The organism is Bradyrhizobium sp. Leaf396 (genome assembly GCF_001424605.1).
In the GTDB taxonomy this organism is placed as follows: domain Bacteria; phylum Pseudomonadota; class Alphaproteobacteria; order Rhizobiales; family Xanthobacteraceae; genus Bradyrhizobium; species Bradyrhizobium japonicum_C.
In genome coordinates this window covers 1-18,649 of sequence record NZ_LMQJ01000001.1, presented here as the reverse complement: position 1 = coordinate 18,649, position 18,649 = coordinate 1, and the positions used below count along the sequence as shown (strand labels likewise).

17 protein-coding genes are annotated in these 18,649 nt (G+C 63.4%); 8 read left to right on the top strand and 9 right to left on the bottom strand.

Annotated elements, in window-relative coordinates:
• Positions 1–7 precede the first annotated feature (7 nt).
• A complete protein-coding gene (locus ASG57_RS00085; protein ID WP_057195484.1) occupies positions 8–517 on the top strand; it encodes a peptide deformylase in 510 nt (169 codons plus the stop codon).
• Positions 518–571: 54 nt separating this feature from the next.
• Here the strand turns inward: ASG57_RS00085 and ASG57_RS00080 are convergent, their stop codons facing one another.
• Both ASG57_RS00080 and ASG57_RS00075 read right to left on the bottom strand, forming a co-directional pair.
• Positions 572–934, bottom strand: coding sequence for an ArsR/SmtB family transcription factor (locus ASG57_RS00080; protein WP_024338181.1), 363 nt, complete (start codon positions 932–934; stop codon positions 572–574).
• A complete protein-coding gene (locus ASG57_RS00075) occupies positions 934–1,596 on the bottom strand; it encodes an SRPBCC family protein (protein WP_024338182.1) in 663 nt (220 codons plus the stop codon). The genes ASG57_RS00080 and ASG57_RS00075 overlap by 1 nt, the downstream gene beginning before the upstream one ends.
• Positions 1,597–1,771: 175 nt before the next feature.
• Between ASG57_RS00075 and ASG57_RS00070 the strand changes: the two genes are divergently transcribed.
• Positions 1,772–2,116 (top strand): EutQ-related cupin domain-containing protein, encoded by a 345-nt coding sequence (locus tag ASG57_RS00070; RefSeq protein WP_024338183.1) that lies wholly within the window; start codon positions 1,772–1,774, stop codon positions 2,114–2,116.
• Positions 2,117–2,221: 105 nt separating this feature from the next.
• On the opposite strand, the gene ASG57_RS00065 is transcribed toward ASG57_RS00070, so the two are convergent.
• From ASG57_RS00065 to ASG57_RS00035, 7 genes are all read right to left on the bottom strand, one after another.
• Entirely contained in the window at positions 2,222–3,481 is a 1,260-nt protein-coding gene (locus tag ASG57_RS00065; protein ID WP_024338184.1) for a serine hydrolase domain-containing protein, read from the bottom strand.
• Between the two features lie 172 nt (positions 3,482–3,653).
• Positions 3,654–4,697, bottom strand: a complete 1,044-nt coding sequence (locus ASG57_RS00060; RefSeq protein WP_024338185.1) for a linear amide C-N hydrolase — start codon at positions 4,695–4,697, stop codon at positions 3,654–3,656.
• A 189-nt stretch (positions 4,698–4,886) separates the two neighbouring features.
• The gene (locus ASG57_RS00055) at positions 4,887–5,954 is read right to left on the bottom strand and encodes a linear amide C-N hydrolase (RefSeq protein ID WP_035697904.1); all 1,068 of its coding nucleotides are present in this window, start codon (positions 5,952–5,954) and stop codon (positions 4,887–4,889) included.
• A 236-nt stretch (positions 5,955–6,190) separates the two neighbouring features.
• Entirely contained in the window at positions 6,191–7,297 is a 1,107-nt protein-coding gene (locus tag ASG57_RS00050; protein WP_230646506.1) for a thioredoxin domain-containing protein, read from the bottom strand.
• Between the two features lie 460 nt (positions 7,298–7,757).
• Positions 7,758–8,768 (bottom strand): cytochrome d ubiquinol oxidase subunit II, encoded by a 1,011-nt coding sequence (gene cydB, locus ASG57_RS00045; RefSeq protein WP_024338188.1) that lies wholly within the window; start codon positions 8,766–8,768, stop codon positions 7,758–7,760.
• Positions 8,765–10,213, bottom strand: coding sequence for a cytochrome ubiquinol oxidase subunit I (locus ASG57_RS00040; RefSeq protein WP_024338189.1), 1,449 nt, complete (start codon positions 10,211–10,213; stop codon positions 8,765–8,767). Before ASG57_RS00040 ends, cydB begins: the two co-directional genes overlap by 4 nt.
• A gap of 258 nt (positions 10,214–10,471) precedes the next feature.
• A complete protein-coding gene (locus tag ASG57_RS00035; protein ID WP_024338190.1) occupies positions 10,472–11,779 on the bottom strand; it encodes a cation:proton antiporter in 1,308 nt (435 codons plus the stop codon).
• 563 nt (positions 11,780–12,342) lie between these two features.
• Here ASG57_RS00035 and ASG57_RS00030 point away from each other — a divergent pair.
• The 6 genes from ASG57_RS00030 (at position 12,343) to ASG57_RS00005 (ending at position 18,539) form a co-directional block, all read left to right on the top strand.
• Positions 12,343–12,936, top strand: coding sequence for a DUF6088 family protein (locus ASG57_RS00030; protein ID WP_057195593.1), 594 nt, complete (start codon positions 12,343–12,345; stop codon positions 12,934–12,936).
• On the top strand, positions 12,929–13,963 hold the full coding sequence (locus ASG57_RS00025; RefSeq protein ID WP_057195483.1) for a nucleotidyl transferase AbiEii/AbiGii toxin family protein: 1,035 nt from the start codon (positions 12,929–12,931) through the stop codon (positions 13,961–13,963). Before ASG57_RS00030 ends, ASG57_RS00025 begins: the two co-directional genes overlap by 8 nt.
• Before the next feature lie 103 nt (positions 13,964–14,066).
• A complete protein-coding gene (locus tag ASG57_RS00020) occupies positions 14,067–14,879 on the top strand; it encodes a restriction endonuclease (protein ID WP_057195482.1) in 813 nt (270 codons plus the stop codon).
• Entirely contained in the window at positions 14,876–16,852 is a 1,977-nt protein-coding gene (qatA, locus tag ASG57_RS00015; protein ID WP_057195481.1) for a Qat anti-phage system ATPase QatA, read from the top strand. Before ASG57_RS00020 ends, qatA begins: the two co-directional genes overlap by 4 nt.
• Positions 16,852–17,751: a Qat anti-phage system associated protein QatB gene (gene qatB / locus ASG57_RS38980; protein WP_057195480.1), complete on the top strand. Its 900-nt coding sequence runs from the start codon at positions 16,852–16,854 to the stop codon at positions 17,749–17,751. The genes qatA and qatB overlap by 1 nt, the downstream gene beginning before the upstream one ends.
• Positions 17,748–18,539: a hypothetical protein gene (locus ASG57_RS00005; RefSeq protein WP_230646504.1), complete on the top strand. Its 792-nt coding sequence runs from the start codon at positions 17,748–17,750 to the stop codon at positions 18,537–18,539. Before qatB ends, ASG57_RS00005 begins: the two co-directional genes overlap by 4 nt.
• Positions 18,540–18,649 lie beyond the last annotated feature (110 nt).

The following is an 18,649-nucleotide window of genomic DNA, read 5'->3' as shown; positions in this document are numbered from 1 at the left end:
AGCCTCCATGACCATCCGCCCTGTCCTCCGCTACCCCGACCGCCGGCTTGCGAGCCCTGCCCGTCCGGTCACTGATTTCGACGACGCCTTGCGCGAGCTTGCGCTGGACCTGCTTGATACGATGCGCGCTGCGCCCGGCATCGGCATCACGGCGCCGCATATCGGCGTGCCCTTGCGTGTCGTCGTGCTGGAGCTCGATGCCGAGGCCGGCCCGCAGACCTACGTCAACCCGGAGATCACATGGAGGTCGCCCGAGATGATCCTGCATCGCGAGGGCAGCGTCTCCATGCCGGGGATCAATGACGAGGTGCAGCGTCACGCCCGCGTGCGGATCAGCTATCAGGATCTCGACGGCAACATGCACGCCGAGGAGTCGGAAGGTTTGCGCGCGGTCTGTCACCAGCACGAAATTGACCAGCTTGACGGCATGTTCTGGATCCAGCGGCTGTCGCGGCTAAAGCGGGAGCGGCTGATCAAGAAGTTCGAGAAGATGTCGCGGAGTTCACAGGCTGGATGAGAGAAGCGGAGCGGCACCATATACGCTCCCGCAGTCCGGACTGTGCTGCGACGCTCAAGCCCTCTTCCCGCCGCGCTTGGTCATTGGCGCGGTGCGACGTTCGCGTTTGCCTCGCGCGATCTCGGTCGCCAGCGCATCGAGCTTCGGCTCCCAGAACGTCCTGAACTGGCCGATCCACGAATCCACGGCGCGGAGGCCCGCAGCGTCCACCGAATAGAGGCGCCGTTGCGCCTCCGCCCGCACGGTCGCAAAACCGCTCTCGCGCAGCACCTTGAGGTGCTGCGAGACTGCCGCCTGCGTGATGCCGAACTCGGCCCCGATCGCTTCGACGACCTCACCGGATGCCATTTCCCCGGGCGCGAGCAGCTCGAGGATGCGACGGCGCACGGGATCGGCGAGGACTTCGAAGGCGTGCATCAGCTTCCTGTGCCGGGATGCGTGATATCGGGCGGCGTCTCGCCGCGATAAAAGGCGATGGTGCGGTCCGACCGCTCCTTCGCCGTGGCCGGATCGACCCCGCCTGCCACATGCGCCGCACGCCAAGATTCGCCGCTTGTCGTCATAAAGTCCTTGCCCTCCGGCGAGACCATCCAGGCCTCGGCCGTTTCATGATCGACCGATGCTCCGGTCGCAAGGTAGCGCTCAAGACCCGCAAGCGCGAGGTCCCAACCGATGCCCACCGCACCCGGGCCGAACTGGTCCCAATGATCCCCAATGATCGCGGTGTGCTCAAGCGTCAAGCGCGCCTGGCTTCGCTCTGCGCTCAGAGTGACGTCGATCCAGCTCGTGGCGCCGCCGAATTCCCACGTCGCTGCAAAATGGGTCGGCGGCGTGCAGGAGGTGATGGTGCCGCCGGCATTGCCCTTGACCTGGTAGCGTCCACCGAGCCGAAGGTCACCCTCGACCGGCGCGAACCAGCGCGGGATGCGCTCCCTGCTGGTCACGGCGTCCCAGAGATCGTCGACGCTGGTGTCGTAGAGCCGCGTCAGCGTCACCGCACTCGCCGGCTTGCCGTCCTTGTCGAAGCTCCTCACCGAGCGCGTCACAAGCCCCAAGACCCGGGCGACGTCGATCTGCATTTTCGGTTCTCCCTGGCGTTCTCCTGTCGAACCAATATCGATTTCCAATTATATAAGTCAATACTTATATTATGAATGCTCCACTGCGTCAAACCGCCTCGCGCGGCGAGGCGAACCAAACAACGGCCACGGCGTCTATTCGTGCCTCCCCAGCCACACAAGACGGAACGATGTCATGAAAGTTCGCAAATTCGCCCTCGCCGGCGCTTCGCTCGAACGCTCGCCGGGACAAGACGGCGATATCTTCGCCGGCAATGTGATCGACCAACGCCACGGCGGCCCCATCACGATCGGTTTCGGCCGCTACGCGCCGAACCAAAATCTCGATGAGACGATGAAGGTCGACGATGTCATGATCGTCCTCGAAGGCAAGCTGTCGGTCACGAGCGACGGCAACACCGTGACCGCGGGGCCCGGCGAGATCGTCCATATGCCGAAGGGCGAGACCGTCACGATCCGCTCACACGAGCAAGGCGCCGTCACCGCCTACGTCACCTATCCGCATTGGCAGGAGGCGTGACGACGCCGCTTGAGGGGTGACGGGGCAGTCGCGCAACTCACTTCGTTCGTCCCGGATCTCGCTTTCGCTCCATCCGGGCTACGAAGAAGCCAGTCTTGACGCGCCCTACCCGCCCGCCATCAGCGCCTTCGCCAGCGCCATGTAGGCCGGCAGCGTCAGCGGGTCGTTGGCGGCGTTGCCGGCCATGGGATGCGAGGCGTAGCGCGCGATCACCATCTCGGCCTTGGGGTCGATGTAGATGCCTTGACCGTAAACGCCGCGCGCCATGTAGGCGCCATGTTCGTTGTGGGTGACCCACCACTGATTACGGTATGACGCGCCGGGCAGTGTGGTGTAGCCGGCCGGCTTGAATTTTTCGGGATCGCCGCCGCGCGCGATATCCTCGACCACCCTCGGCGGCACGATCTGGCGGCCGTTGAAGCGGCCGTGATTGCGCATGGTCTCACCGAAGCGGGCGAGATCGCGCAGCGTGGTGGAGAGACCGCCGCCCCCGCTCTCCGTGCCGATGCGATCGACGTGATAATGCGCGTCCTCCTCCGCTCCCATCGGCTGCCAGATGCGCTCGGAGAGCAAATCGGAGAGAGACATGCCGCTGACGCGCCGGCAGATCCAAGCGAGCACGTCGGTGTTGACGGTCTTGTAGGCGAAGGCCTTGCCGTGCTCGCCCTGCTTCTTCTGCGCGATGAGGAAATCAAAGATGGTGGTCGGGCCGTCGTAGTCGGGCGGGATGGGAGCCATGCCGTTGGCACGCCGCAGGCCCCACACGTCCGAATTCTTGTCGGTGTAGACCTCGGTGTAGAGGAGCCCCGTGGTCATATCCATGACCTCATGCACGCGCGCATCGCCAAACGCGCTTGCCTTCAGCTCCGGCACGTAGTCCGTCACCGGTGCCTGCGGATCGATCTTGCCCTCGGCGACCAGCATGCCGGCGAGCACGCCGGTGAACGACTTCGTCACCGACATGCCGATATGCGGCTTGTGCGGCTTCAGCGCGCCGAAATAGCGCTCATAAATCAGCGTGCCCCGGTGCAAAACCGCGATGCCATCGGCATAGGTCTCCTCCAGCATCTTCGCGAACGTCATTGGCCGGCCGTCCATCGTGGTCGAAGCGACCGTGCCGATGTCATGGTCGTCCCGCGGCAGCACCGACGCCGGCCCCGCCCCGCGCCACACATTCACCGTCGGCACCAGCTGGCGGATGTTGCTCCAGGCCCAGCGCAGTTCGGGGAAGCTGCGGAACGAGCCGTCCTGGAAGGTGATGGTGCGGTCGGGCGAGGGCGGAAAGCCGCGCATCCAGCCGAGGGCTTCGGGGTCGGTTTCAACGGCAGTGGCGGGAGGCTGGCTGGCGGCAGTCGCGACGGGCATCAAGGCGGGCTCCGGAGGGGGCGATACGGATGTCGTATCACGAGAGGACGTGACGGAGATCCGACGTTTGCGCCGGGCGCCTACGCGCGGTCGGGACGGCAGCAGCGGCCGGCTGCGACCAGGCAGAGGCCCGATCTGCTTATGCCACAGCGACGCTAGTCGCCCTCTCCTTTCACTGCGACAGGAATTTGAAGGGCTCGGCCGGTGCGAACTTGTCCGACACTTCTCCTGCATAGATCGGGCGGCTGGTGAGATCGAGGCGGCGGGGCTTGGAGCCGGCGGCCAGATCGAGCTTGGCGAGGTCAACCCAGAAGATCGAGGGATTGTAGGACGACTCGAAATAGTACCGCTTGGCCTGAATATCGGAAACCGAGCGCCAGATGGTCCCGGCGATATTCGGCTTGCCCGCCTCGGCAAGGCCGAGCGGCACCGAGATCGCGCGGATCATGGAGAAGGACGTGGCCACTGCCAGCCTGTTGTCCTTCTCCTTCGGAGCATACTGGAGAGCCCAGCTCGCGCGCACGAAGCGGTCGGAAGAATTGATCGTGCCCGGCAGGAACGAGAGGCCGTCGATGTTTTTCCAGTAGGTCGAGATCGCCAGCTGCTGGTCGAAAGGCGGCGAGTTCGTCATGACCGTATAGGATCGGTTGTGGTGAATGACGAGCTTGCCTTTCACGTACTCGAAGATCGCGCTGTCCCCGGAGGCGTCCGCCAGGGACAGGTGCCCGCCTGCGGCGTTGCCATCGGGAAGCGCTGGCGCGACAATGGCAAACGGCTCGCGCGAGAGGGCTTCGACGGCCTCGGCCACTGTCGCGAAGTTGTCGAGTGCATATTGAGTCCAGGCTCCGACCGACATCAGCGGCTTGCCCGAGGCCTTGGCGTCGCCATAGTCGGTCTCGACGAGGTAGAGCGTGTTGGCGACGAGGCCGGCGGTGTTCATGCCTTCGACGGTCGCGATGTTGTAGAAGGATGCGACCACGGACCCGTATTTCGACGTCCAGGAGACGGAGCCACGCCCCACGCCTCCGTCGCGCGCCATCCCTTGCGGGAACGCCCAGAGATCGGTCCTGGGATCCTCCATCCAGTCCATCGACCGCGCAACGATATAGGTCTTGTTTCCCGTCTCGTAGACGAATCGCGTGCAGGCATCGGCGGCCGCGCTCGTGAGTGTGAGGGCGATACAAACCACCCGCCCAAAGATCCGGATCTTCTTCATAAGACAACCTGTTACCGTGCAACGATCGGCAGACTGTCGGGGCAATATAAGCTGAATGTCAACGCCCTCACCGCCTACCACACGGATCGAGCCACTTCCCCGGTTCGGGCTTACATCGGTCCTCGCAGAATTTGCTCGAACCGTGGAAATCGAATCGGCCCCTGGCGCCGCCGTCGCAGCGGGTGGCGCTCACATCGGCAGACCCAGGAACTTGAATGGCTCGGCCTCCTGGAAATTCGCGGTCGCATCGCCGGCAAAGATTCGCGACTGTTGGGGGCCAAGATCGAGCTTCTTCACTCGCCCCTTCTCCGGTGAAAAATCGATTGTCTTGAGATCCACCCAGAATGTGTTCGGAGTCAGCACGGACTCGAAGAAGTAGAGCTTGCGTTGATGGTCGGCCACCGTGCGCCACCGCGTCGAGGAAATGTTGGGCTGATCCGGCGTCGAAATGCCGAACGGCACCGACACGTTCCGGATCACGCTGAAGACGCTGGCCAAGGCACGGTCGGGATTTTCATCTTTTGGAACCGCGTTGACGTAAAAGGATGCCCGCGCAAACCGGTCTGCGGCGCGGTTGGTGCCCGGCAGCATCACCGTGCCGCCGATCTCCTTCCAATATTCGTTCAGCGCCAGCTGCTGTTCGAAGACCGGGGAATTCGTCATCACCTGGTACTTGCGGCCGTGATGAATGACCGGCCGGCCATTGACGTATTCGATGATCGCGCTGTCGCCCGTGGCGTCCGAAAGAGACAGATGAAGCGTGGCGAGCAATTTCTGTCCGGGCACGTTGTCGGTGACGATCATGAATGGATCCGTCTCGAGTACCGCAACCGCATCCTGAACGGTGGCGAAATTGTCGAGCACGTATTGGGCCCAGGCGGCAATGGACAGGCCGGGCTTGCCGGGACCGAACTTCGGGTATTCGGACTCGGTGAGCCAGAGGACGTTGGCGACCAGTCCCGCCTCGTTCATGCCGTCCGACGTCGAAACGTCGTAAGCGGAGGCAACCACGCTGCCGAATTTGGATTTCCATTTCAGCGAGTTCGGCCCGACCTCGCCGCTGCGCGCCATGCCTCTCGGGAATATCCAGAGATTGGTCGGCATCTCAAACCGCCAGTCCATCGACCGCGCAGTGACGACCTGATTGTTGGCGCCGAGATAGACCAGTCGCGTACAAGCGAGCGAGAGCGATGGCGCGATGGCGATCACAGCCGCCAGGCTCGCCGAGAAAATGCGCGATAGGGCCGGACTCTTCATTGTCATCGACCTCGCAACAGCGTTTGAACCGACAGGAACACGCTACCAGCTTCGAGGATCGTCACAATGACGTAGGTCAAACAAACCGTCGCGGAGCGGGAACGAGAAGAACGCCCTCCGACACCACTTCATCCGGCGATACGACCGACTTTCGCCCCTTGCTCCCGCTCTATGCAAGTATTGGTAGTACATTGACTTCAAGAGATAACAAGTTCGCTTCCCGGGACTCTCCATTCTCAGCGCGCCAGCATCCAGAGGCCAAGCCCGATCAGGACCACGCCACCGGCGCCGCGGCTCAACGCGGCATAGCGCGTATCAATGACCTTCTGCACGGTGAATGCCGCGAGTCCAAAAATGACGAGATCGTCGAGCATGAAGAACGTTACGTACAATCCGATGTAGGCGTAGTATGCTCCGGTCGAGAGGTCTGCCAGCGCGAGCATATGAGTGTAGATCGCCGGCAGCGCCGCCGAACACGCGAACTCGATCGCGTTGACGGTAAACGCCAGACCGACGATCAGCAGCAGACTTACCAGGCCGACGGGCGCGGCGACGATCTTGCGGATTCGTTGCATCGTCTGCTGCCGCTGTTCGGTATTGCCGACGTCGCAGACGGTCACGCCACGCGTCACGGCAAGCTCATAGAGATGATCGATGCCGATCCCGATCGCCACCAGCCCAACGATCTGTGTGAGCGGGCGGATATGACCGACCACGAGGAATGTGTTCAGCCACGCCGTCATGAACAGGAAGTAGAGCACGCCTGACGCGAGGACGAAGCTCCCCACCAGCCACCAGATCTTGCCGTAGTCCTTGATGCCCGCGATCAGCGAGATCAAATAGACGAGGACCCACATGGCGCAGGGATTGAAGCCGTCGGCGAGGCCCATCAGAATGCCCAGCGTCGGAAGGGAATAACCGACGGGGTCAATGTCTCCCAGCCACGGCAAGCTTATTTTGCGGGCGGCGTCCTCCGGACGCGCAATCGCGGTCTCATCAGCCACAAGAGCCAGCAGGTCCCTGCCCGTTTTCTCCGCCGACTCGAAGCCGAGCAGGTAGCGCGAGCCGCGCACGAAGAGGGGAACGCCAAGTTCGTGCTCCGGTATGGCGTGCTGACGAGCAATGGCAAGGAACAGGGTTTCGTTGGCCGAATTCGACACATCGTGAAGGACGAAATCGACACGCGGTTGTGTCCTGAGAAACTCGATGGCCCTGTGGCAATGAGGGCAGTCCGGATGAAAGAAAACGTGAAGCCTTCCATCGTGCTGCCAAGCAGACGTGCTTTCAGGCGACGGCGCAACATTTGCAGTGAGTTGCAGGGCCGCAAAGATCAATCCGAGCACGATGACCAGCGCAATGCGCAGCCGTGTCGAACTTAGTGCCGAGAGACGGATCATTCAGGCAGGCTCCGAGAACGCGAACAGCCTGAGCTACTGCCTGGCGGTGCCCCTTGAAGTTGATCTTTGTCAAACCACGCCAGTTCGACTCCCGCTACGAGAGAGCACGTCGTGCGGAGTGAAGCCTACTCGATCGGTTGGCCAGCGTGCTTGCGCTGGTCGCGCTCGGTATGGCGATGCACGGGCTTCCCGAGGGGATCGTCGCTGCACTCTGCCGCTTCGCAGCGGTCCTTTCTGCTCGCGTTCCTTGCCGCAGCCTTGACCAAGGCCATCGATCGGCAGCTTCTCTACCCCGTCTTCAGCAGCCATCGGATAGGCATTGCGATCGCCAGCAGCGTAATCACACCCGCCGCCCACAGCGCCACGAACCATAACAGCTGCCTCCAGGTTCGAGACACACGCAGCATCAGTGATACCCCTCGCCGTGCCGCACCTTGCCGCGAAATATCCAGTAGACGTAGCCAGTATAGACGAGGATCACCGGCACCAGCACCGCCGCGCCGACGAGCAGGAACAACTGGCTGCTGGGATGCGTGGCTGCCAGCCAGATCGTAATGGAGGGCGGCACGATCATCGGCCACATGCTGATGCCAAGCCCTATGTAGGACAGCACGAAGAAGCCAAGCGCGCACAGGAACGGCACCACATCCTCGCCCTTGCCGAGCGCGCGATGAAAGCGCCATGCCAGCAGGGCCACGAGAACTGGCACAGGCGCTGCGTAAAGCATGTTTGGCAGCGTCAGCCATCGCTCCCGGAACGCCGGGCTCTGGATGACCATCATCACGGATATGACGGCAATGAAGCCGAGCGTCGCAAAGCCGAGAACGCGTGCATAGTTGCGGCAGCGTGCCTGAAGCGCGCCGTCGGTCTTCCAAACCAGCCAGCACGCGCCGAGCAGGCCGTAGCCGACAACCAGGGCAATACCGGTCAGAACCGAGAAAGGCGTCAGCCAGTCCCACCACCCGCCGGCGTAAGCACGCCCCTCCACACGAATGCCCTGCACGATGGCGCCAAGGCAGACGCCCTGGAGGAATGCGGCGGCAAAGCTGCCCCACGAGAAGGCGCGGTCCCACCATGTTTCACCGGCGGGCGTCCGCGCTCGAAACCGCATTTCGAAGGCCACTCCGCGAAACACCAACGCGAGCAGCATCAGAATAAGCGGCATGTAGAGCGCGGGAAAAATCGTCGCGTAGGCCAGCGGAAACACCGCGAACAATCCGCCGCCGCCGAGGACGAGCCAGGTTTCGTTGCCGTCCCAGACCGGTGCCACGGAATTGACCATGACGTCGCGGTCGGCTCTCGCCACCTCGGCCGGAAACAGGATGCCGACGCCAAGGTCGAAGCCGTCCATCATCACGTAGAGCAGCACGGCCGTGGCGATCAGCAGGGCCCATATCAGTGTGAGGTCGATGCTCATGGCCTGATCCCCGCTTGACGCGACTCTGCTCTGTGTGTCGCCGGCGCCCCGGCTATCAACGCTGGGGCCGGCGTAATGCCGGCCGTGCGGACCGGCTGGCCCTGTGGCGGTCCGTGCTCGCCGGCTTCAGGCGTCTGGCGGAAGAGGTGAAACAGATACGCGATCCCCGCGCCGAACACGACGAAGTACACGACTACGAATGCCGCCAGTGACGCGGCCACGGCCGGCGCGGCGATCGGCGCGACGCTATCGGCAGTCCTCAGGAGTCCGTAAACCGTGAATGGCTGGCGTCCCGCCTCCGTCACCGTCCATCCGGCCGTCACCGCGATCAGCCCCGACGGCCCCATGGCCACGGCAAAGCGGTGCAGCCACGGGGTGTCGTACAGCCCGTCGCGCCAACGCAGAACGAGCGAGGCCATGCCGAGCACGATCATCAGAATTCCCAGGCCGACCATGATGCGGAACGCCCAGAAGACGAGTGGAATGTTGGTCGGCCATGTATCTTTCGGGAAAGCCTTGAGCCCCTTGACCTCTCCATCAAGGCTGTGCGTCAGATAAAGGCTCGCGAAGCCAGGAATGGCAATTTGGCCGCGCGTCACCCCGGCTTCGGCATCCGGCATGCCGAACAGGATGGAGGACGCACGGCGTTCGGTCTCGAAGTGGCCTTCCATGGCCGCGACTTTGACCGGCTGATGGTGGTACGAATTCACGCCATGCAGATCGCCGATCAGGAGCTGCATCGGCGCCACGATCGCCGCCATCCACATCGCCATTGAAAACATGATGCGAGCGCGTTCGTTCATCCTGTCCCGCAGAAGGTGCCAGGCGCCCACGGCCCCCACGATCATCGCGGTCGTCAGGTAGGCCGCGGTGACAGTATGGGCGAACCGATAGGGGAACGACGGATTGAAGATGATTGCGAGCCAGCTCTCGGGAATGAACTGGCCGTCCGGCCCCGTCCCATGTCCCGTCGGCGTCTGCATCCAGGAATTCGCGGCGAGAATCCAGAAGGCCGAGAGCAAGGTGCCGCCCGCGACGAAGCAGGTCGCGACGAAATGCAGGCGCGGACCAACGCGGCCAAGGCCAAAGAGCATCACGCCAAGGAAGCCGGCCTCGAGAAAGAATGCCGTCAGCACTTCATAGCCGAGGAGCGGTCCGAGCACCGGCGATGTCTTGTCGGCAAACACCGACCAGTTCGTGCCGAATTGGTACGACATGACGATACCCGACACGACGCCCATGGCGAAGGCGACCGCGAAAATCTTCAACCAATAGCGGTAGGTATCGAGATAGGCGCCGCGGCCCGTCCACAGCCACAGACCTTCGAGCACGGCAAGATAGCTCGCGAGTCCGATGGTGAAGGCCGGAAACAGGAAGTGCCAGACCACCGTGAAGGCGAACTGGAAGCGCGCAAGATCCAACGCGCTGGGCAGTAAGTCGGACATAGCTCCGCCCCCGACATCAATTGCGGCCCGCAGCTAACGCTTTCAACCTGCGCTGGTTCCAGCTGCCTCGATCATCAGATGTCGAGAGTCTTAAGCATTCTGCGAGCACTGTCTGGAGGGTATCCTTGGCACACTACGGTCTCAAGACGTCGGAATGTCCTACCCCCCGCACGGTCTGCAGCCGACGAGCTGCGAGTGCGTTCGACGCAAATGCGTTCTCGCGGCGTCGAAGCTGCCAGTGCCGGGCATCGTTCGATCCTAAGCCGACGCCGGTCTCTGCACGTTTGGCGGTGGAGCAGCATCATCGGCGTCTGGATCCCGACCCTGACTCCTGTCGAGTTGTCGCATGACCGGCGTGACAGTCAGTCCGTGAAGCAGAATCGACAACAGCGCTACGAGGCCAACGATAGCCCACAGCCGCTCGCCGACGGTCAACTCCATATGGTTGAGCCCATAGGCCAGATAGTAGAACGAGCCCACACCTCGGATTCCGAAGAAGGCCAGCGTCATCTTCTCCGAGAAGCGAGCCTTGAATCCAGCCAGCGCAATCAAACCGCCGATCGGCCGGATGACGAGCAGAATCGCCGCCGCCGCCGCCACGTCCACCAACTCGAGCGGGCGCAGCAAACCGCTGACCAATGCCCCGCCGAACAGCAGCAGCAGGACCATCATGGCCAGCCGCTCGACCTGCTCGGTGATGTCGTGCATTTGCCTGTTGAATTCGTGGTCGCGGTGCGATCGGCGCAGCGTCAGTGCGGTGACGAAAACGGCAAGGAAGCCGTAGCAGTGGATGAGTTCTGTCACACCGTAAGAAACGAACGTGGCCGCGATCGCGATGAGACCGTCTCCCGTCCTCGACAGCTTCGTGTCGGCGGGAACGTGAAACGTGAGCCAGCCGAACAGCCGGCCAATGAGCCAGCCACCGATGAGGCCGGCGCCAATCTCCCACAGCACATTGTGGAGCAGCCACTGCCCTGCCCAGGGTTCACCCGTTGCCATCGCCAAACCGAGCGCGATCGCAAGATTCACGAACGGGAAGGCGAAGCCGTCGTTCAAGCCTGCCTCGGATGTCAGCCCGAAGCGAACCTCATCCTCTTCCCCGGTCTTGGGAGGCCCGACCTGGACGTCGGACGCGAGCACCGGATCGGTCGGCGCCAGACTCGCCGCCAGCAACAGCGCCGCGATCCAGGGCAGGCCCAGCATCCATCCCCCCAATGCAGTGATTGCAAGGATTCCGATCGGCATCGTGATCGCCAGCAACCGCCAGGTTACGCTCCACTTTCGCCAACTGAACGGGCGATCGAGCTTCAAGCCGGCCCCCATCAGCGCAATGATCACGACGAACTCGGTGAAACGCTCGGTGAAGTCCGGGTAGTTGAGCGGCAGTGGCCGGAGCGAGACTGCCGGCAGCGAGAAGATCGCAGCACCAATCCCGATGCAGACGATCGGCAGAGACAGGGGAAGCCGCTTTAGGGCGAGTGGTAGCCAGGCAACGAGCGCGATGAGCAGGCCCGCTCCTGTCAGGATCAGGATGTATGGCTCTGGGGCAAAGGAGGAGACTTGCACATCCCTTTAACGCCGCAGAGCCGTGAACGGTTCACACGCGGAGAGCAGCCGTGAACTGTCGACACCTGCGATTGTTTCGGCGCACGCGAACGACGCGGTGAATCTCACCGTTCGACAAAGGACCGCCGTCCCCCTAAATCAATACGGCTCTCTCATTCCCACTCGATTGTTCAAATCACACCTAACATACTGATTTAACTGGGAAATGTTCCCTGCTGCCCGCCAAAGTGCCGCCATGGGGGCCGTCAAAAACTTACCGTTTTGATTTTAAAGGGAAATATGCCCCGAAAATTTTTTTGGGGGTGCCGGCATCTATCGGGACCAATCGCCCTTCAGAAGCTGGATTTCTCGCTCGGCTTCCGCAGTCTCGCCTCCCGAGAAAGTACCGTCAGCCTCTGTAGCAGATCTGCCGAACGAAGGCGAGATGTGCGCCTGGGCACCGCTGTGGCTCGGGCAGAAGGGTTCTCGGGCCCGGCGCACAAGACCCCCACTTGAATGTCAGAAAAAGATAGCCTATTTTCTGACGCATGAAAGCCCAACTGACCTCGGTTCCTGATCGGATCATGAAGCGCGCCCGTGCTCGCGGGCGTGGCGGCGTCTTCACGCCCAGTGACTTCCTAGACGTGGCGGGGCGGTCGGCGATCGACCAGGCGCTGTCCCGACTGGCCAAGGGTGGTCAACTCCGCCGCCTGGCCCGCGGCCTGTACGACTTCCCGAAGGTTCATCCGAAGCTCGGCCCGCTTTCACCGACACCTGACGACGTGGCCCAGGCGCTGGCACGCGAGACGGGATCGCACGTGCAGATCGCTGGCGCTCGCGCAGCCAACGCGCTCGGCCTCTCAACTCAGGTTCCGGCGAAGAGTACATATCTGACCGACGGACCTTCCCGGCGCGTCGTGCTTGGCAAGCGCGTAGTCGATCTTCGCCATGCTTCGCCCAAGCACCTAATCGCTCCGGGCAGCCCGGCTGGCACCGTAGTACAGGCTCTTCGTCATGTCGGGCCCGTCCGTGCTGCGGACGTGGCGCAGGTCGCAGCCCATCGCCTGTCGGCCAACGACAAGAAGACGCTTGCCTCCACCGCCGTCCAGGCGCCTGCCTGGATGCGGCCAACGCTCGTCTCCATCGCAAACACGGTGTCAGGCGAGCTGGATGGATAAGGTCGCCCTGCTTCCCGCCCGAGACCGTGCCGCCCTGTTCGGGGAAACCGGCGCGAGTCGGGGCGTCGCGGACACGATCATCGAAAAGGACTTCTGGGTCTGCTGGACCCTACGCCGCCTGTTCGAACAGTCCGAGGACGCACCCAGCCTCGTTTTCAAGGGTGGCACATCGCTCTCCAAGGCTTTCGATGCCATCCGCCGCTTCTCGGAGGACATCGACCTGTCCTTCGATCGAGGCGACCTTGGCTACACCGGGGACCGAGATCCCGAGAAGGAAGGCCTGAGCAGAAAAAAGGTCCGGCAGCTCATCGACGACCTGGTTCGCGACGTAGAGCTGCACATCGCCGAAAAGCTTCTTCCCGCACTCCGCGCTTCGATCGTCCGGCAGCTCGGCGAGCCGACCAATGGCGAATGGTCGTTGGAGATCGACGGCGCCGACGCGCAGACGGTGAACTTCCACTACCCCACCGCGCTCGCCGCCGCCGAATACGAGAGCATGGGGTACATCACGCCTCGAGTGAAGCTCGAACTCGGGGCTCGCGGAGATCCTTGGCCTACGGAGGAACGGGTCATCCGCCCCTATGCCGCGGATGACTATCCCGACTTCTTTGAGAACCCCGACAGCACCGTCGTCGTCCTCTCCGCACGCCGCACCTTCTGGGAGAAGGCGACCGCACTGCATGCCGAGGCGCATCGTCCGACCGACTCCCCAACACCGCAGTATTTCTCGCGGCACTACTACGATCTCGCCATGCTCCTCGATACCGACGACGGCAAAGCCGCCGCCACCGATTTCGAGCTTCTCGCACAGGTCGCCAAGCACAAAGCCATCTTCTTCCGGTCCGGCTGGGCCAGCTACGACACCGCCCGTCCTGGCTCGCTACGGCTCTTGCCTGACGAGGCACGGCTCAAGGATCTCCGTGCGGACTACAGAGCAATGGCCCCCATGATGTTCGATGAACGCCCGCCGCCCTTTGACGACATACTTGCGAAAATCGCGGCGCTCGAAGAAACAATAAACAAATAGCACAAGGCGACCTGCTAGGGGGGAAAAGTCCATTAGCTCGATACGATCCATCGACCTGCGCCTGATTGAAGATCTCGTCGAGTTCGCTCGAGGCCGCGGCTATGTGCTGGATTTCTCGGATCCGAGCTTCTCGGAATTCTTCGCCGCCGAGTTGGACGTCGACATCGACGACCCGATCTATGCCGAACACGGCGGCTCGAAGGGGAAGCGGCTGCGCTGCTTCCTTCAGAAGGTCGACGACGCCACCGCTGCTCGCACCCTGCAGGCCCTCTGGGAGCATCGTGCGGAATTGCTGGCGCGCACGGGCCAGCAAGATCCCGTACTGAACGCCGAGGGACGATATCTGGGGCTACTAGCCCGGCTTACCGGTCATCCGGCGGACGGTGGGATGCCGCCGCGACCGGCGTTCGATTGGCGGCTGCTCACCGAGCTGCGGGACGAACTCGTGCGTGTCGCATCGCTGCAAGCGCACGAGCGAGGCTATGCCTTCGAGGCCTTCCTGAAGCGGAGCTTCGACATGGCGGGCCTGACTGCCCGCGAACCGTTCCGCAACACCGGCGAACAGATCGACGGCAGCTTTCTGCTCGGCGAAGAGACTTACCTGTTCGAGGCGAAGTGGCATTCGGCGCCGACCGGTGTCGCCGACCTCCATGTCTTTCATGGCAAGCTCGAACAGAAGGCTGCCTGGGCCCGCGGGCTCTTCGTCAGCTACAACGGTTTTACACCTGACGGCCTCTCTGCGTTCGGCTCGGGCAAGCGGCTCATCTGCATGGATGGCCGTGACATCTATGACGCACTTGATCGTCAGATCCCGCTCAAGGCGGTTCTCGAACGCAAGGTGCGCAGGGCCGCTGAAACGGGGCGCCCCTTCATCCCGGTAAGGGAGCTTTTCGATCAAAACGGGGGGAGCCGATGATCCTGACTGACAACGAAACCAAGGTCGACCTCCTCAACAACGAGGCGATCGCAACAACGATCATCAAGCTCCTGAGGGACCGACCGGATCGACCGGTGACGATCGGCGTGCATGGCGACTGGGGCGCGGGCAAATCGAGCGTCCTGGAGATGATCGAAGCCGGCTTCGAGTCGGAGTCGAAGGTCCTGTGCCTGAAGTTCAATGGATGGCGGTTCCAGGGGTTCGAAGATGCCAAGATCGCGCTGATCGAGGGCATCGTTACAGGGCTGATCGAGAAACGGCCGGCGCTGACGAGGGCCGGGGAAGCCGTCAAGGACGTCTTCCGCCGCATCGACTGGCTCAAGGTCGCCAAGAAGGCAGGAGGCCTCGCCTTCACCGCGTTCACGGGCATCCCGACTCCCGACCAGATCAACGCGATCGTCGGCACGTTGGAGGGCGTGCTGGCGGACCCCGCGAAGCTCGCCACCAAGGATAACGTCCAATCAGCCATTGATGGCGTGAAGGGTCTCCTCAAGGAGAAGGACGGCGAAAGCGCGAACGTTCCCGAAGAGATCAATGCCTTCCGGAAAGCGTTCGACGAGCTCTTGGAGAAGGCAGGCGTCGAGCAGCTCGTCGTCCTCATCGACGACCTCGACCGCTGCCTCCCAGACACCGCCATCGAAACCCTTGAGGCGGTCCGTCTCTTCGTCTTCACCTCGCGGACCGCGTTCATCGTCGCGGCCGACGAGGCGATGATCGAATACGCTGTGCGCAAGCATTTCCCCGACCTGCCGGACACGACCGGCCCACAGACTTATGCGCGCAACTACCTGGAGAAACTGATCCAGGTGCCGTTCCGGATTCCTGCCCTGGGCGACACCGAAACCCGCATCTATGTGACCCTGCTGCTCGTGGGCGCCGAACTCGGCGACGACGATCCGGAGTTCAACACTTTGATCGGTGTCGCGCGCGAGCGCCTGAAACGCCCGTGGACCTCAGGCGCACTGGACTCGGCTGCAGTGAGGACCGCGCTCGGCGAGAAGGCCTCCCGCGCGAACAACGCGCTGGCCCTCAGCGACCAGATCGGGCCGATCCTGGCCAGCGGCACGAAAGGCAATCCCCGCCAGATCAAACGCTTCCTCAATACCCTCGTCCTGCGACAACGCACGGCGGAGGCGCGCGGGTTCGGCGACGACGTGAAACTCCCGGTTTTGGCGAAGCTCATGCTTGCCGAGCGCTTCATACCGCGGCTGTTCGATCAGATCGCTGCCGCGGCGGCCGCGGCGCCCGATGGCAAATGCCCGGACCTGGCCGCCCTGGAAGCCGCCGCGACCGCCAAGGAGGATGACAAGCCGAAGGCCAAACCGGTGAAGTCGGCCGGCAAGGACGGCGACGCGGCGAAGCCTGCGCACAAACTCGAAGCCGTGAAGACGACCGAGAGCGCGCTGCTCGGCGAGTGGCTCTCCTCCCCGGCGATCAAGGCGTGGGCGACGGTCCCGACGATGATCGGCGACGAAGATCTCCGCCCCTATCTGTTCGTGGCCAAGGACCGGAAGGACTATTTCGGCGCGGCCTCGGTGCTGGGGCATCTGGCAGCTGTCGTAGAGCAACTCTTCGGAGGCAAGTTCGCCGTCCAGGGTCTCGAGGCCGATCTCAAGCGGCTGGCACCGCCAGAAGCGGCCCAAGTGTTCGAGGCGGTGCGCGGGCGCATTGTCGGCGCCGACGCATTCGAGACCGAGCCGCCGGGCGCGGCCGGCCTGGCGGTCCTCATCAAGGCGCATCCTACCCTCCAAGGTGAACTTGTCGACTTCCTCGATGCATTGCCACGGGACCGGCTGGGCCCGTGGGTCTGCGGTGGCTGGGAGGGCGTCCTCAAGGACGACGAAGCCGTCCAGCGCTTCGATCGCCTGCTCCAAACCTGGGGCAAGGAAGGCGGCCCCATGCTGAAGGCCGCGGCCAACGGCGTGCTGCGCACCCGGCAAGGAGGACGCTGATGGGCACCTCCAGCGCGTTCGGTGGCCAGGCCGGTGGCACACCCCTCGTTCCAAGCTGGCTCGGCGACGACGGCGCGCCACCGGCCGCGCCCGACGGCGCCCCACCCGATCCGAGTCAGCCGCCGGACGGCACGCCTGGTGACGAGGCCCCGCCCAATGCTCCGCCTGCGCCGCCACCCAGACCTCCCGTGCCCCCCGTTGCCGATCCCACGCGCTTCTCGGCCGCACGTAACAATTTCTCACGCTTCGCCGGTTCCGGAGGCGACGATCGCCGGAGCCTTGGCCGCGCCGTCTCTCACTATGTGGGTTCATCCTCTGGAGGCGCGCGGACGGCGGCAGCCAGGATGGGGTCGGCTCGCGGCGCGGGAAGCCGTCTGCTCGGTTTCCTGTCCGACGCGGTCAACCGGGGCGCCACCGAAGCGCTGCGCGCGCTCAATCTCGACGGCTTGGCAGGCCGGCCGATCGAAGAAATCTTTCTCGGACTCGCAGATTATGTCTGCCCCGACGGCGGCTCGATCGATGAGGGCATCGCCCGCGAAGCGTTCATCGAGACCATTGCCGACCTCGCTGGAGCGGGTATCACGGATCTCGACGGCCTCAGCGCCGAGCAGATGCAGGCCGTGTTCGAACTGTACGCGACGAATGCGATCGAGGCCCGGCTGTGCAATGACATCGGGGCGAAAACGGTGACGCTGCCGAGCGACAGTCGAGAAGCGGCGCGCGTTCAGGCACAGCTCAACGATTTCATCAGGCGCGGCGTCGCTGACGCCCTTACGACCGCGCGCGCTGCGGCCGCGGCGTTAACACCCGATCGCGTGCTGACCTTCGTCGGACGCATCTACGAGCAGGCGTTCGGAATCCTGCAGATCATGGGCGATGCGGAGGCAGAGGGCGCATGAGACGACATCTCATCACTGGCCGCTACGGCCCTGGCGACCGCAGCCGAATGCCGCTCGGTGAAGACGAGGTAGAAACCCGTCTCGATCTCGTCGCCGGCGAGCGGTCGCTCGGCCATGGCATCGGGCGGGCAATGGCCGACCTCTCCCGGCTCGGCGTCTTTCCCTCGGAAATGGGCGTCGATGTCCTGGTGCTGGCGGCGCACGTGCACGCTGCCGACACGCGCGTTTCGCGCGACAGTGAATCGCAGGATGGTTGGACCCGCGAGCTGCGCCTCATCGTCCCGGTCTCAGATCCCGACCGCTGGCACGCCGCCGCCCCGATCTTTGTGCGATTGCTGAATTTTCTTACCGGCGATCGCTGGTCCTTGGGGTTTCGACCCCGACCCCGCCGCTTCGCGCGCGTGGCGCCGACACCGCCGCCGCGGCTCATCGGTCCTCCCTTCGATGATCTCGCTCTATTCTCGGGCGGTCTCGATAGCTTGATCGGTGCAATTGACGCCCTCGAGGCAGGCCGTACCCCGCTCCTCATCAGCCACGCCGGAGAAGGCGCCACCAGCGACGCGCAGGCGACGATCTTCGAGGCTCTCAAGGCGAACTATCGCGGTAGGGCGTTCGATCGGCTGCGTCTCTGGATGGCCTTTCCTGAAGGCTTCGTCCGCGGATCGGCGGGGGAGAACACCACGCGGGGACGATCCTTCCTCTTCTTCGCCCTCGGCGTCTTCGCTGGCACCGGACTGGACGGGACGTTCACACTGAAGGTGCCAGAGAACGGCCTGATCGCCGTCTGAACTTCCTCCGAATGAGTGGACACCTGTAGTAGGCTCGTTGAGCCTGGAGGTGTTGAATGGAACGTGCACGTCGGTCGTTTACTGAAGAGTACAAGCGCGAGGCGGCGGGG